Source organism: Nocardia sp. NPDC127526 (genome assembly GCF_042672265.1).
Classification (GTDB): domain Bacteria; phylum Actinomycetota; class Actinomycetes; order Mycobacteriales; family Mycobacteriaceae; genus Nocardia.
The window spans coordinates 16,381-29,235 of sequence record NZ_JBHXVO010000030.1; the positions used below are offsets into that span (position 1 = coordinate 16,381).

Consider the following 12,855-nt stretch of genomic DNA (forward strand, 5'->3'; position numbering starts at 1 on the left):
GATTCGCAGACGATCAACCGACCCAGCGAATGCGGGCGTTGGGCGCGAATCCCGCCGCCACGGCCAGGGTTCCGCCGTCGCGGCGGCAGGAGGCGATGGCCAGGTGGCAGGGGCGCGGGAGGTCGGCGGGGAGTTTCACGCCGCCGTCGATCTGGTAGCGGGTGTTGGTGACCTTCCACTTGCGGGTGGCTTCGGGATCGTCCGGGTCGGTGGGAGGGGCGTCGGCGCGGGCCACGACCATGACCTCGGTGATGCCGGTGGGCCATTCGAAGGTGAGCAGGCCGCCTTGCACGGTGAGGGCGGAGACGACGGGCATGCCGCTGGGGGTGGGGTCTGCCGCCGGGGCGGAGCGCTCGGCCGAAGCCGCACCCGCTGCAGAGTGCGCCGGGCGGGCCGGGCCGTCGGAGCGGCTGAGCTCGGAGGTGCGGCCGGAGACCGAGGCGACGACGCCGTAGACGGGGACCGGGCCGGTGGTGGCGCCGCCGTCCTCGAGGGTGGTGCCGCGGGTGCGGCCGACCACGCGCCAGGAGCCGTCGGGTTGTAAACGGGTGACGCGGTATTCGGCTTGTTCGGTGGCGGAGGGCGACCAGGTGATGACCACGGTGCCGTCGGGTTTGCGGGTGGCCTGCACCTGCGGCGGGGCGTCGACCGGCAGGGCCGACAGCGCGGCGGCGGCTCCGGCGTGATCGGCGCAGACGTCGAAAACCGCCAGCAGCGCCCGCATTCGGGAGGCGGGCGGGGCGGCCGGGGCCGCGGCCAGCATGCGATCGGCCTCGGTGAGCGCGGCGCGGGCCTGGGTGAGCAGCTGCTCCAGGTTCGGGCCGCGGTGGTCGGGATTGGGTACGTCGGAAGCGCTGCGCTCCAAGTACTCCAAGCTTTCCAGGGCCTCGACGAATCGCTTGCCCGCACAGCTGACGGAGGCCGCGCGCCACCGCTGGGCGGCCTCGGCCAAGACCCGATCCACTTCCTCGGCGACCGGGCGGACCGCCGTGCTGCCCGCGGGGTCGCCGCCCACCTTGCGCTGGGCGTCGGCCACCTGCTGCCACGCTTCCTTGGGGCGGCCACGGCGCAAGGCCGCGCGCGCCGCCTTGAGCGGCTCCTCCCAAGCCCGCGCGGGTGGGGTCGGCGTCCGATGTGAACCACGGTCCGCCGCAGTCGAATCCGAGCGCCAAGCGCTCGCGCTGCCGGTGCCCGTGCCGCCGGAGCCCGCGCTGCCAGAGCGCGAGCCACCGGAGCTTCCACCGCTGGCACCCGGACCGCTGGTGCCTGCGCCAGCAACGCCGCCGCCCGCGCCACCAGCACCCATGCCGCCGGAGCCCGCACTGCCAGAGCGCGAGCCACCGGTGCCTGCGCCGCTGGCACCCGGACCGCTGGTGCCTGCGCCAGCAGCGCCGGAGCCTGCGCCGCCCGGTCCCCGATGTGTGGTGCCCGCGAGGTGCTCGCGACCCTCGATGGTCGTGCCGAGTTCGGTGACCAGGGCGAGGAGCACTTGTTCGGCGTGTGCGCGGTCCAGGCCCGCGGCTATGCCCTCGCCGACGAGGTATTCGAAATCGCCTTCGATGAGGTGGTCTTCCACCAGCACCGCCGCCCGCACCTGCGGGCGCAGGGCTTCGGTCGCATCCTCGATGACGGCCTGCAGGTAGTCGTCGACGGCGCTGCCGCCGGCTTCGAGGAGGTCCTTGATGTGCACCAGCAGCTCGTCCAGCACCACCCGCACGCGGCCGGGCGGCAGCTCGCGGGTCCGGGCGCGCAAAGCCTCCGCGCGCAAACGGATTTCGCCGGTCTGATGGGCCTTGGTGAAATCCAGGCGCAGCAGGGCGAGCAGTGTCGGCACCGGATCGCCGGGCAGCAGGCGTTCGTATTCGGCCAGCAGTTTGCGGATCTGCTGCCGCCGTCCGGCGCTCACCGCGCTGGTCGCCGCCGGGGCGGGCGCGGCGGTCTCCTCGAGAATGCGATGGCGGCGAATGCGGGCCTCGATTTCGGCGGCGGTCAGGTTGCCCATCTTGCCGATGTCCTCGAGCCCCGGGATCTTGCTCGCCGGAATGCCGCCGTGCCGCTGCACGAGCCGCTCGATGGCGGTGTCGAGCATTTCGTAGCGTTCCGAATCACGCCGGGCGCGTTGCTGTTTGACGCGTTCGGCCTCCACCCGCCGCGAGCCGGCGTACAGCAGCGGATCGCGCAGCTCCTCGTGCGCGTCCACCAGCAGGCCCACCAGCACCCGGTATTTGGGATGGTCGCGCTGCTTCTGCCAGAACGCCCACACCTCGTCCACGCGCGCCTGCACCTCGGCGTCGCTGAGCCGATCCGACTCCTCCAGCGGAATGTCGTAGAGCTCGAAGCAATCCGCGTGCTCGAGACCGCCGCGGCGTTCCACGGCGGCCAGCACTCGCTTGCGGTAATCGTTGGGGTCGAAGGCGTGCATGGTTGCGCTCAGACGGTTCGGCGGCGGGTGCGCTGCAACTGATCCAGTTCCCGCGCCACATCGGCCTGGGACAGGGTCGCCCCGGTCTGCACCGACAGGGCGAGCGGCATGTGCGCGTCCACGTGGTAGGCGGTGACGTGCAGGACGCCGTCGAAACCCATCTCGAAGGTCACCTGGACTTCACTGCCGGCCGGGTAGCCGGGCGGGATATCGCGAATCCGGCCCTCCACCAGTATTTTCGTATCCTCGGGACGGGTGGAGGCGGCCTGGCCCTGCTGTTCGACGATGGTCAGCTCGATCTGATCCTGATCGGCGCGCACGGTGCCGTAGGAGCGGCGCACCCGAATCGGCAGCGTCTGATTGCGATGCACCAGCCAGCTGGCGGCCAAGCCGTTGTACGGGTCGAGCGCGAGCACGCCGAAACCGCGCGACACCACGGTGTCGACCTGGATTTCGAGCATGCGCTTGACCAGGCCCACCGGCTGCCCGAAGGAGGCGGCGACCCGGGCCAGGGACTGGTTCAGATCGTCCGGAGCCGCCTCGGACAGGGAAGCGCCGTCGCGCAGGCGACCGCGGGTCACCAGATCGGCGATGATGAGCCGCTCCATTTCCAGCTTCTCGCCGTAGAGCGCCGCGCCGCGCGCCACCGACAGATCGGGATCGCGCAATTCGCCGATGAGGCCCAATTCCTTCCGCAGCCCCTCGGCCACCATGGGCATGCGCGAGGAACCGCCGACCAGCAGCAGCCGATCCACCTGGTGCACACCGCGCTTGCCCGCCTCGGTGATGCACGCCCGGGTGAGATCGAGCGTGCGGCGCAGCAGGGAAGCCGTCATGGCCTCCATCTCGGCGCGGGTCAGGGTGACCACCGCGCGGGCGCCGTCGTGGGCGATGACGATCTCGGTGCTCTCCCGCTCGCTGAGTTCGCGTTTGGCCTGTTCGGCCGCCAGCACCAGCATCTGCGATCCGGCCGAATCGTCGAGCGGATCCTCGGCATCGGGATTGGCGGCGCAGAACTGCTGCGACAGGTGCAGGGCGATGCGCTCGTCCCAATCCGCGCCGCCGAGCTGATGATCGCCCTCCACCGCGAGCACCGAGATGCGCCGGTCCGCCAATTCGATGACGGTCGCGTCGAAGGTGCCGCCGCCGAGGTCGTAGACCAGCACGGTCTCGCGCGCCCCGCCCTTGCCGATATCGATACTGCCGTCGAGCCGCCCGAACCCGTAGGACAGCGCGGCCGCAATGGGCTCCGACAGCACGCCCGCCACATCGAAACCGGCGTACGTACCGGCCTGAATGGTGGCGCGCCGCTCCTCGTCGCCGAAATACGCGGGCACGGTGATGACCACCCGCTGCACCGTTTCGCCGCCGCCGAATTCGGCGTCCGCGGCCAGGCTCTTGAGAATCAGGGAGGACACCGCGGGCGCCGACCAGGTCTGTCCGTGCGCCACGAACCGCCAGTCCGCATCCCCCATCCGCCGCTTGACCAGCGCGCACACATGCTCGGGATCCAGGCGGGCCTGCCGCCGCGCGCCCTCGCCCACCACATGGTCGAAGCCGGAGGCGAACAACACCACCGAGGGAACCGTGGGCTCCCCGTTCATCCCGATCAGTACTTCTGGGCGGCCGTCAGCATCGATTCTTGCAATCGCCGAATTTGTTGTCCCCAGGTCGATTCCGAAAACCGCCATGGGCGCGATCGTAGCAGCCGCAACCGACACCGGGGATTATCGTTTCGGCATGACCGAATCAGGTGCGGCGACCAGCTTCGACCAGATCACCGAGCGCATCGACGACCTCGCCCGGGTGCTGGCCCGCCAGGCCGGGACGCTGGAGCGGCTGGCCGACGACGCCAAGGCGCGGGCCCAGCGCGAGCGGGCCGGCGCGGACGTTCCCCTCGTCGTCGATTTGTTCGCGCTCTACAACGATGCCCGCTCCTTCGCGGCCACCGCCGCCTCCGAGACCGAGCGCATTGCCTTCGAGGCGTTCGCCGCGCGGGTGGAGCGGCTGCTGGCCGGGCGCGGCGGGCAGCTCGTGGATCCGGCTCCGGACAGTGAATTCGACGCGCTCACCATGGAAGCCGCCGATGTTGCCGCCGCGGCGGATCCGAGCCTGGACCGCACGATCTCCGAGGTGATCCAGCCCGGGCTCACCGCTGCCGGGCGTTCGCTGCGGCCCGCGAAAGTAATTGTGCGGCGGTATCGCGAGGCGGCAAAAGATCAATAACCCTTGCCCGGTTAAGCACTGACGCTTAATCTCGGCACATGGCGACGCATGCGACCCATCAGGTCCGCACCATCGATGTCGGAGAACCGATTACGCGATTCGCGCGCGGCTGGCACTGTCTCGGGCTGGCCGAATCGTTCCGCGACGGAAACCCGCACTCGGTCAATGCCTTCGGCGGCAAGCTGGTGATCTGGGCGGACAGCCAGGGGAAGCTGCACGCCCTGGACGGCTACTGCCGGCACATGGGCGCGGATCTGTCCTACGGCAGCGTCAAGGACGACAATATCGCCTGCCCCTTCCACGATTGGCGCTGGCGCGGCGACGGGAAATGCGCGGCCATCCCGTACGCGCGCCGGGTCCCGCCGCTGGCGCGCACCCGATCCTGGATCACCTGCGAGGAGAACGGGCAGTTCTTCGTCTGGAACGATCCCGAGGGCAATCCGCCGCCGCCCGAGGTCGCCATACCGCACATCGAGGGCATCGAGACCGATCGCTGGAGCGACTGGGATTGGAACACCCTGCTCATCGAGGGCGCGCACTGCCGCGAAATCATCGACAACAACGTCGATATGGCGCACTTCTTCTACATTCACTATGCCTATCCGGTGTATTTCAAGAATGTGTTCGAAGGGCACGTCTCGACACAGTTCCTGCAGTCGAAGGGCCGTCCCGATATGTACAGCGGCTCCAACTACGGGCAGGTGTCGCTGCTGCGTTCGGAGGCGTCCTATTACGGGCCCTCGTACATGATCAACTACTTGCACAACGACTTCGGCGACAACACCGTGGAAGTCGTTCTGATCAACTGCCATTACCCCGTCACGAACAACTCGTTCATGCTGCAGTGGGGTGTGAGCGTCCAGCGCATCGAGGGCCTGCCGCCGGAGAAGTCCGCCAAACTGGCCAAGTCCTTCGGCAAGAGCTTCGGCGTCGGATTCCTCCAGGACGTAGAGATCTGGAAACACAAGACGCGCATCGACAATCCGCTGCTCACCCAGGAAGACGGGCCCGTCTATCAGCACCGCCGCTGGTACGAGCAGTTCTATGTGGACGTCGCCGACATCACCCCGGAAATGACCGCCCGCTTCGAATACGAGGTCGACACCAACCACGCCAATGCGAACTGGCAGGCCGAAGTCGCCGCCAACCTGGCCCGCCGCGCCGCCGAGGAGAGCTGAACCCCTGCACCCGTAGAACAGCGGAGCAGCCCGCCGCCCGGACGGCGAAGGGCTGCTCACGGAGTGGCTTCCGTCAACCGGCACGACCTCGAGCCGCGATTACGACCACCAATTCACCCACAGGTGCCCGTCACTGGCACGGACGAACACGTAGGGCCGGTTTTGATAGGTGACCGTCGCGATCGCGTTCGGATCGACCGTGCGGCCCTGGGGAGTTCCTTGGTCGGACCAGTTCCATTTCGCGCCGTCCCACCAGTTCACCCACAGATGACCGTCATTGCTGCCGCGCACGAACACGTAGGGCCGGTCTTGGTAGGTGACCGTCGCGATCGCGTCGGGATCGATCTGACCGCCCTGATCCGACCAGTTCCACTTCCCGCCATCCCACCAGTTCACCCACAGATGACCATCATTGCTACCACGCACGAACACATACGGATTCCCCTGGTACGTCACCGCCGCGATCGCGTCCGGATCGATCTGACCACCCTGATCCGACCAGTTCCACTTCCCGCCATCCCACCAGTTCACCCACAGATGACCATCATTCCTGCCGCGCACGAACACGTAGGGCCGATCTTGGTAGGTGACCGTCGCGATCGCGTCCGGATCGATCTGACCACCCTGATCCGACCAGTTCCACTTCCCGCCGTCCCACCAGTTCACCCACAGATGACCATCGCTGCCGCGCACGAATACGTAGGGCCGGTCTTGGTAGGCGACCGACGCGATCGCATTGGGATCGACCGTGCGAGCCTGGGGAGTTCCTTGGTCGGACCAGTTCCATTTCCCGCCGTCCCACGAATTCACCGACAGGTGGCCATCTTTCGTACGCACGAACGCGTACGGGTTGCCTTGATAGGTGGCCGTCGCGATCGCGTTCGGGTCCACAGTGCGGCCTTGCGGGCTGCCTTGGTCGCTCCATTGCCATGCCATCGCCGTGTCTCCATCCTTGCGTCTGAACAGGAACAGGAGGAAGGTCTGCATGCCGGTTCGGCTCGATCGCGCGCCGCCCCCTGCGCCAGTGGAAGGTGGGCCGTGTGGGCGTATCCGCCAGACCATTCGAGCGAGCGCCCCGAAGCCACGTTCTCAGCATGACACCTCCACAAGGGGCCTGGACAGATCCGAAAGCCCCCTTGACAATCCTTCGACGGACCGGTCGATTTTCTTTAATCCGCTTATGCCATAAGCGATTCCGTGAAAGTCACGGCGGAGGAAGCCGCCGCGGAGGGCTGAACCGGCCCCATTTCCCGTGCGCGGGCGGTCATTGTTACCGTGGCTTATGACCAGCGATTCCGTACTCCGGCGGCGCGAGCAGCTCTCGGACTTCCTGCGCTCGCGGCGAGCGCGAATCACGCCGGGAGACGTGGGAATTCCCGCGGCGGGGCGACGTCGGACGCCGGGGCTGCGGCGTGAGGAAGTCGCCGTCCTGGCCGGCGTGGGGGTGTCCTGGTACACCTGGCTCGAACAGGGGCGCGATATCTCGGTCTCGGCCGATGTGCTGGATGCGGTCGCTCGCGCGCTGCTGCTCAGCGATCGCGAACGCGCGCACCTCTACGTGCTGGCCGGAATGAACCCGCCGCCCGCCTGCGGCGAGCCCGGAGCGGCGGTCACCGACGAAGTGCGCCAGTTGCTCGAGGCCTGGGGCCGGCGGCCCGCCGTCCTGCGCGACCGATACTGGAACATCCTGGCGTTCAACGACACCGCGCGCCTGGTCTTCGGCTACGACGACGGCCCCCAGCACTGCCTGATCACCTACTTCACCAATCCCCGCTACCGCGCCATGGGCGAGGTGTGGGAATCGGCCGCACCCGCCGTGGTGGCCGCCTTCCGCGCCGATACCGCGCACTGCTCCGGCCAACCCGAGGTGTGCGGCGTGGTCGAGCGGCTCAGCGCACGCAGCCCCGAATTCGCCGCCCTGTGGGAACGCCACGACGTGGGCGTCCCCGTCCAGGCCGTGAACGCCCTGCGCCATCCCGAAGCTGGTGAGCTGTACTTCGACGCGACCACCCTCACCGTCGCCGACCATCCGGATTGGCATCTGGTGCTCTACAACCCGCAGCCCGCCACCGACACCGCGGCGCGCCTGGAACGCCTCCCCCACCTACGTCTCGCCGAACCTTTGACCGAAGCAAGCTGACCCGCCGATCCGGGTGATGCCGATCCGCGCGATCCTGGTGGTGCCACACCCACCATAAACACGCACTGTCTACCCCCGGCCGCCGACGGCACGCTTGTGCCCATGACACACAACAGCTTCCGATTCGACGGCAAGATCGCTCTGGTCACCGGCGGTTCCAGCGGCATGGGCCTGGCCACCGCGCACCGCCTCGCCGCCGAGGGCGCACAGGTGATCATCACCGGCCGCGACAAGGCCCGCCTCGACGAGGCCGTCGCACAGATCGGCGACCGCGCCACCGGAATCCCCGGCGACGCAACGAACCTCACCGATATCGAAACCCTCGCCACCACCATCCGCGACCGCTACGGCCGCCTCGACGTGGTGTTCGCCAATGCGGGCATCGGCTCCTTCCAGCCCATCGCCGACGTCACCGAATCCGAGTTCTACCGCGTCCTCGACACCAACTTCAAAACGGCCTTCTTCACCCTCCAGCACACCATCCCCCTGCTGTCCGACCGGGCCGCAATCGTCATCAACGCCAGCTTCGCCCCCTACCGCGGCTTCCCCGCCTCCGCCCTCTACTCCGCCACCAAAGCCGCAGTCCACAACCTGGCCCGCACCCTCGCCACCGAACTGTCCCCCAGGGGAATCCGCGTCAACTCGGTAAGCCCCGGGTACATCGACACCCCCGCCTTCCGCGCCGAACTCCCTGTCGCCGCCCAAAACGCCGTCGCCGCAACGGTCCCCGCCGGACGCGTCGGCTCCTCCGACGAAGTGGCCGCCGCCGTGGCCTTCCTCGCCTCTCCCGAGGCGTCCTACATCAACGGCGAGGATCTGCTCATCGACGGCGGCCTCATCAACGCAATCCCCGCACCGACGCAATAGCCCCGCGCTGCCCGCGAATCGCCCGGCAGATTCCATGCACGGGAATACATCTTCGCGTGTACCACGTTGGCTCCTCGTGCACTCGGTCACCCTGGCCGCTGTTCGAAGGAGAGATCTTGTCCGAGAAGACGTTTGCCGATCAGTACATCGTGGTCACCGGTGGCGGCACCGGTATCGGGCGGGCAGCGGCGCTGGCGTTCGCCGAACAGGGGGCGGCCGGTGTCGTCATTACCGGCCGCCGCCGCGAAACCCTCGACGAAGCCGCCGCCGAACATCCGGCACTGATCCCGGTGGTCGCCGACGTCACCACGCCCGAAGGCGCCGACGCGGTAGCCGCGGCGATCACCGAGCACGGCGGCCGCCTCGATGTTTTGGTCCACAATGCGGGCATCTTCCGCAACACGCCTCTCGACGCGCTCGACGCCGACGCGGTCCGAGCGCAGCTCGACATCAATGTCACCGGCCCAGTCCTGCTCACCGCCCGCCTGCTGCCCCTGCTGCGCGTGGGCGGCAATATCGTCCTCGTCTCCAGCATCTCCGCCCGTCTGGCCGGAGCCGGTTCCTCCGTCTACTCCGCCAGCAAGGCCGCCGTCGACAGTCTCGTCCGCAGCTGGGCAGTCGAACTCGGCCCCAAGGGAATCCGAGTCAACGGCGTGGCTCCCGGCCAGGTCGACACCCCGATCCTCGGCATTGCCGGCATGCCCCCCGAGGCCGTCCAGGACTGGTACACCCAATACGCCGCCTCCGTCCCCGCGGGCCGCATCGGCACCGTCCACGACATCAGCTCCTGGATCACCCGCCTGGCCGAACCCTCCAGCTCCTGGATCACCGGCGAGATCATCACCATCGACGGCGGCAAACTGCTCGTATAGCGGCTCCACAGGGACTGGGCGGTCCGTCCCGCCGAACGCCGCCCCATCCCCGCCGCTGCACTGCCAGTCGCTTATTCCGCTGTGGCACAACAGAAATCGATCTTCTACGGTGAAATCGAAGCCGTGGGAGCCACCATGAAGCGCCTGCTATTCCTGATCGCGGCGATCACCATCGCCGCCTCCACCTACGACTACTCCAGATCCACGAACCACTACGGCCTGATCGTCGTCGGCGGAGTGTTCGCGGCGATCACCCTGATCAGCAAGGCCATCGATTAGACCGGTCCGGCACGTGGCTACCCGAAGTCGTAGTACGACGTCACCGCGTGCTGGCCGGTGTAGCCGGGGCCCGCGGTGTCGTCCGCGCCGAGGTAGGCGGCGGTGAAATTCGGCGGACGGAAGTCGGTGCCGGACAGGCGCCGGCGACGCCGGTCGTAGGTCAGGCCGGCCGCGCGCAACTCGGCCAGGACCGGGCGGGCGGCCGAGGAGCCGTCGGGGTTGCGGATCGCGTGGGGATCGAAATCGGCGGCGAAGGATCCACCGGGCCTGGTCCATTGGGTCATGGCCGTCAGCACGGCCAGTTTGTCGCCGAGATAGTGCAGGCCGTGGACACAGGTGACCAGGTCGGCGGGGGCGTCGGGGTGCCAGGTGGCGGCGCTGGCGGTGAGCAGCCGCAGGTGAGGGGTGCGCGGGGTGGCGAGGAAGTGGTTCACCAGGTCGATGCCGGTGATGGCGATGTCGGCGGTGGGGAACTCGGTGGCGAAGCGGTCCTCGGCCTCGAGGAGCGCCCGCCCCGAACCGCAGCACACGTCGATCCAGCGGACCGCGGCATGCGGGTTGCCGCGCAGGATGGTTGCCAGGCGTTCGTAGGGATCGAAACCGAGTTCGCGGGCATAGCTGTTGACGCCGGACAGGCCGCGAAGGCGGTTCATGGCGTTGTTCGCGACCACCGAAGAGGATTCCAACGCGGCATCGTCGAGAAGTCGGGCGTGAAGATCAGCTGACACCCGACCATTATTCCTGGTCGGGTGCTGTTTTTCGCTGTTGGGATGTACTGTTTCGGGGTTTCCGCTACACCATGATGGATTCGGGATCCCGTGTGGTGGACGGGGATCGACCCGGTACGGGGCGCGGGAGGCGGGCGGGCCACCAGACGCGGTCGCCGGCGAGCATGGTGAGGGCCGGGACCAGGATGGAGCGGACCAGGAGGGTGTCGAGGAGGACGCCGAAGGCTACGGCGAAACCTATTTGGGCCAGGGAGACCAGGGGGAGGGTGGTCAGGACGGCGAAGGTGGCGGCCAGGACGATTCCGGCGGAGGTGATCACGCCGCCGGTGACGGAGAGGCTGCGGAGCATGCCGGGGCGGGTGCCGATTCGGCGGGCCTCTTCGCGGGCGCGGCTCACCAGGAAAATGTTGTAGTCGACGCCGAGGGCTACCAGGAACAGGAAGGCGAAGAGGATCAGGCCCGAGTCCAAGCCGGTGAAGCCGAAGAGGTGTTCGAAGGCGAGAACGCTTGCGCCCAAAGCCGATCCGAAGGACAGGACGACGGTCAGCAGGAGGCCGAGAGGGGCGGCGAGGGAGCGCAGGAGCAGGGCGAGAACAGCGGTCACCACCAACAGGACGAGGGGGATGACCACCCAGCGGTCGCGGGTGGAGGCGTCGGCGATATCGAGGTTGGAGGCGCTGGGGCCGCCTATTACCGTGCCGGGGGCCAGGTTGCCGAGGTTGGTGCGGAGGCGGTCGATGGTGGCGTATTCGGTGGCCGAGTCGGCGGGGTCGCGTGGGATGGCGGTGATCTCGGAGAATTCGGGGCCGGCGCGGCCCGCTTCTGCCGAGCCGATGCCAGGGTCGGATTCCACGGCGCGGAGAACGGTGTCGCGGACGGCGTTGGGGGCCATGACCAGCAGTGGGGTGCCGGCGCGTTCGGGGAAGTGCGCGGCGATGGCGGTTTGGCCGTGGACCGATTCCGGGGTGTCGACGAATTGGTCGGCGCGAGAGAGGGATCCGGTGTTGCCGAGCAGGCCGAGGCCGAGGATGGCCAGCACGGCCACCGAGGCGGCAGCCGAAACCACCGGGCGGCGGGCGATATGCGCGCCGATGCGATCCCACAGGGTCGCGCGGGCGATGGCGCCGGATTGCGGGCGGGGCACGCGGGGCCAGAAGATCCAGCGGCCGCACAGCACCAGCAGGGCGGGGAACAGGGTCACCATGACCAGCAGGGTGCACAGGATGCCGGCCGCACCGACCGGGCCCATGCCGGCGGCATTGTTCATATCGGCGGCCAGCAGGCACAGCAGGCCGAGGCTGACCGTGGCGGCGGAGGCGGCGATGGCGGGGACCGAGCGGCGCAGCGCGGCCAGCATGGCGATGACGACATCCGAATGATGGCGCAGCTCTTCGCGATAGCGGGCGACGATGAGCAGGGCGTAGTCGGTGCCGACGCCGAAGACCAGGATGGTGAGCACCGCGGCGCTCTGATCGTTGACGGTGACGTCCAAGGTTTTGGCCAGGCCGTACACGGCGGCCATGGACAGCAGGTTCGCGCCCGCCACCGCGAGCAGCGGCACCAGCCACAGCAGCGGGCTGCGGTAGGTGAGCAGCAGGATGACGGTCACCACGAGCACCGTCACCAGCAGCAGCCGCTCGTCGATGCCCTCGAACGCGCCCTCGAAATCGGCCGAGAGCGCCCCGGGCCCGGCGACCTGCACGGTCAGCCCGGCGGGATGCTCGGCCACGGCCGAGCGGAATTCCTCGATGTAGGAAGACGGTTCACCATGGGATTCGCCGACCATAACCGGATACATCAGGGCTTTCCCATCGGCGGAGGCAATGGGCCGATCCGGTCCGCTCGCACTGCCGTACGTCGCCCGCAACGCGCTGTACTGGGCCGCGGCGGTGGCGCGATCCGCCTCGGTGACACCCGAATCACGCTCGTACACCACGAGAAAGACGTTCTCGGTCCCGCCGGGCAACGTCTGCTCGAGCTGCGCGGCCATGGTCGACTGCGCCGAGGCGGGCAGGTAATCGGTTTCCTTGTCGGACTTCACATCATCGAGCCCACCGGCAAACGGCACCATCGCGGCGAGCACCGCGATCCACAGGCCGAAGAGCAGTAGCGCTCTGGCTTTCATTCCCATGATTGACTCCTC

The 12,855-nt window shown here is 68.3% G+C and carries 11 protein-coding genes; 6 read left to right on the plus strand and 5 right to left on the minus strand.

From position 1 onward, the window contains the following. Positions 1–13 precede the first annotated feature (13 nt). Together ACFVIV_RS32255 and ACFVIV_RS32260 are read right to left on the minus strand one after the other, a co-directional pair. Entirely contained in the window at positions 14–2,422 is a 2,409-nt protein-coding gene (locus tag ACFVIV_RS32255) for a hypothetical protein (RefSeq protein ID WP_379202904.1), read from the minus strand. 8 nt (positions 2,423–2,430) lie between these two features. Further along, positions 2,431–4,113 (minus strand): Hsp70 family protein, encoded by a 1,683-nt coding sequence (locus tag ACFVIV_RS32260; protein WP_379202906.1) that lies wholly within the window; start codon positions 4,111–4,113, stop codon positions 2,431–2,433. A 49-nt stretch (positions 4,114–4,162) separates the two neighbouring features. Here ACFVIV_RS32260 and grpE point away from each other — a divergent pair, with 49 nt between their 5' ends. Together grpE and ACFVIV_RS32270 are read left to right on the plus strand one after the other, a co-directional pair. Then, the gene (gene grpE, locus ACFVIV_RS32265) at positions 4,163–4,648 is read left to right on the plus strand and encodes a nucleotide exchange factor GrpE (protein ID WP_379202908.1); all 486 of its coding nucleotides are present in this window, start codon (positions 4,163–4,165) and stop codon (positions 4,646–4,648) included. Between the two features lie 38 nt (positions 4,649–4,686). After that, positions 4,687–5,826: a Rieske 2Fe-2S domain-containing protein gene (locus ACFVIV_RS32270; protein WP_379202910.1), complete on the plus strand. Its 1,140-nt coding sequence runs from the start codon at positions 4,687–4,689 to the stop codon at positions 5,824–5,826. A gap of 99 nt (positions 5,827–5,925) precedes the next feature. On the opposite strand, the gene ACFVIV_RS32275 is transcribed toward ACFVIV_RS32270, so the two are convergent. After that, entirely contained in the window at positions 5,926–6,813 is an 888-nt protein-coding gene (locus tag ACFVIV_RS32275; protein ID WP_379202912.1) for a hypothetical protein, read from the minus strand. 295 nt (positions 6,814–7,108) lie between these two features. Here ACFVIV_RS32275 and ACFVIV_RS32280 point away from each other — a divergent pair, with 295 nt between their 5' ends. The 4 genes from ACFVIV_RS32280 to ACFVIV_RS32295 all read left to right on the plus strand — a co-directional run bounded on the left by ACFVIV_RS32280 (position 7,109) and on the right by ACFVIV_RS32295 (position 9,984). Then, positions 7,109–7,966, plus strand: coding sequence for a helix-turn-helix transcriptional regulator (locus ACFVIV_RS32280; protein WP_379202914.1), 858 nt, complete (start codon positions 7,109–7,111; stop codon positions 7,964–7,966). A 102-nt stretch (positions 7,967–8,068) separates the two neighbouring features. Next, positions 8,069–8,833 carry a glucose 1-dehydrogenase gene (locus ACFVIV_RS32285; RefSeq protein ID WP_379202916.1) on the plus strand — a complete coding sequence of 255 codons (765 nt, stop codon included), beginning with the start codon at positions 8,069–8,071 and terminating at the stop codon, positions 8,831–8,833. 116 nt (positions 8,834–8,949) lie between these two features. Then, positions 8,950–9,705: an SDR family NAD(P)-dependent oxidoreductase gene (locus ACFVIV_RS32290; RefSeq protein WP_379202918.1), complete on the plus strand. Its 756-nt coding sequence runs from the start codon at positions 8,950–8,952 to the stop codon at positions 9,703–9,705. Positions 9,706–9,840: 135 nt separating this feature from the next. Next, positions 9,841–9,984: a hypothetical protein gene (locus ACFVIV_RS32295; protein ID WP_379202920.1), complete on the plus strand. Its 144-nt coding sequence runs from the start codon at positions 9,841–9,843 to the stop codon at positions 9,982–9,984. A gap of 17 nt (positions 9,985–10,001) precedes the next feature. Here ACFVIV_RS32295 and ACFVIV_RS32300 read toward each other — a convergent pair whose 3' ends face one another. After that, entirely contained in the window at positions 10,002–10,712 is a 711-nt protein-coding gene (locus ACFVIV_RS32300; RefSeq protein ID WP_379202922.1) for a class I SAM-dependent methyltransferase, read from the minus strand. A 64-nt stretch (positions 10,713–10,776) separates the two neighbouring features. Then, on the minus strand, positions 10,777–12,843 hold the full coding sequence (locus tag ACFVIV_RS32305) for an MMPL family transporter (protein WP_379202924.1): 2,067 nt from the start codon (positions 12,841–12,843) through the stop codon (positions 10,777–10,779). Positions 12,844–12,855 lie beyond the last annotated feature (12 nt).

What these genes read in the sequence shown, in the direction of transcription:
- ACFVIV_RS32280 (WP_379202914.1), top strand. Translation starts at nt 7,109, where the DNA reads ATGACCAGCGATTCCGTACTCCGGCGGCGCGAGCAGCTCTCGGACTTC.
- ACFVIV_RS32255 (WP_379202904.1), bottom strand. Translation starts at nt 2,422, where the DNA reads ATGCACGCCTTCGACCCCAACGATTACCGCAAGCGAGTGCTGGCCGCC.
- ACFVIV_RS32260 (WP_379202906.1), bottom strand. Translation starts at nt 4,113, where the DNA reads ATGGCGGTTTTCGGAATCGACCTGGGGACAACAAATTCGGCGATTGCA.
- ACFVIV_RS32275 (WP_379202912.1), bottom strand. Translation starts at nt 6,813, where the DNA reads ATGCAGACCTTCCTCCTGTTCCTGTTCAGACGCAAGGATGGAGACACG.
- ACFVIV_RS32285 (WP_379202916.1), top strand. Translation starts at nt 8,069, where the DNA reads ATGACACACAACAGCTTCCGATTCGACGGCAAGATCGCTCTGGTCACC.
- ACFVIV_RS32270 (WP_379202910.1), top strand. Translation starts at nt 4,687, where the DNA reads ATGGCGACGCATGCGACCCATCAGGTCCGCACCATCGATGTCGGAGAA.
- ACFVIV_RS32295 (WP_379202920.1), top strand. Translation starts at nt 9,841, where the DNA reads ATGAAGCGCCTGCTATTCCTGATCGCGGCGATCACCATCGCCGCCTCC.
- grpE (WP_379202908.1), top strand. Translation starts at nt 4,163, where the DNA reads ATGACCGAATCAGGTGCGGCGACCAGCTTCGACCAGATCACCGAGCGC.
- ACFVIV_RS32305 (WP_379202924.1), bottom strand. Translation starts at nt 12,843, where the DNA reads ATGGGAATGAAAGCCAGAGCGCTACTGCTCTTCGGCCTGTGGATCGCG.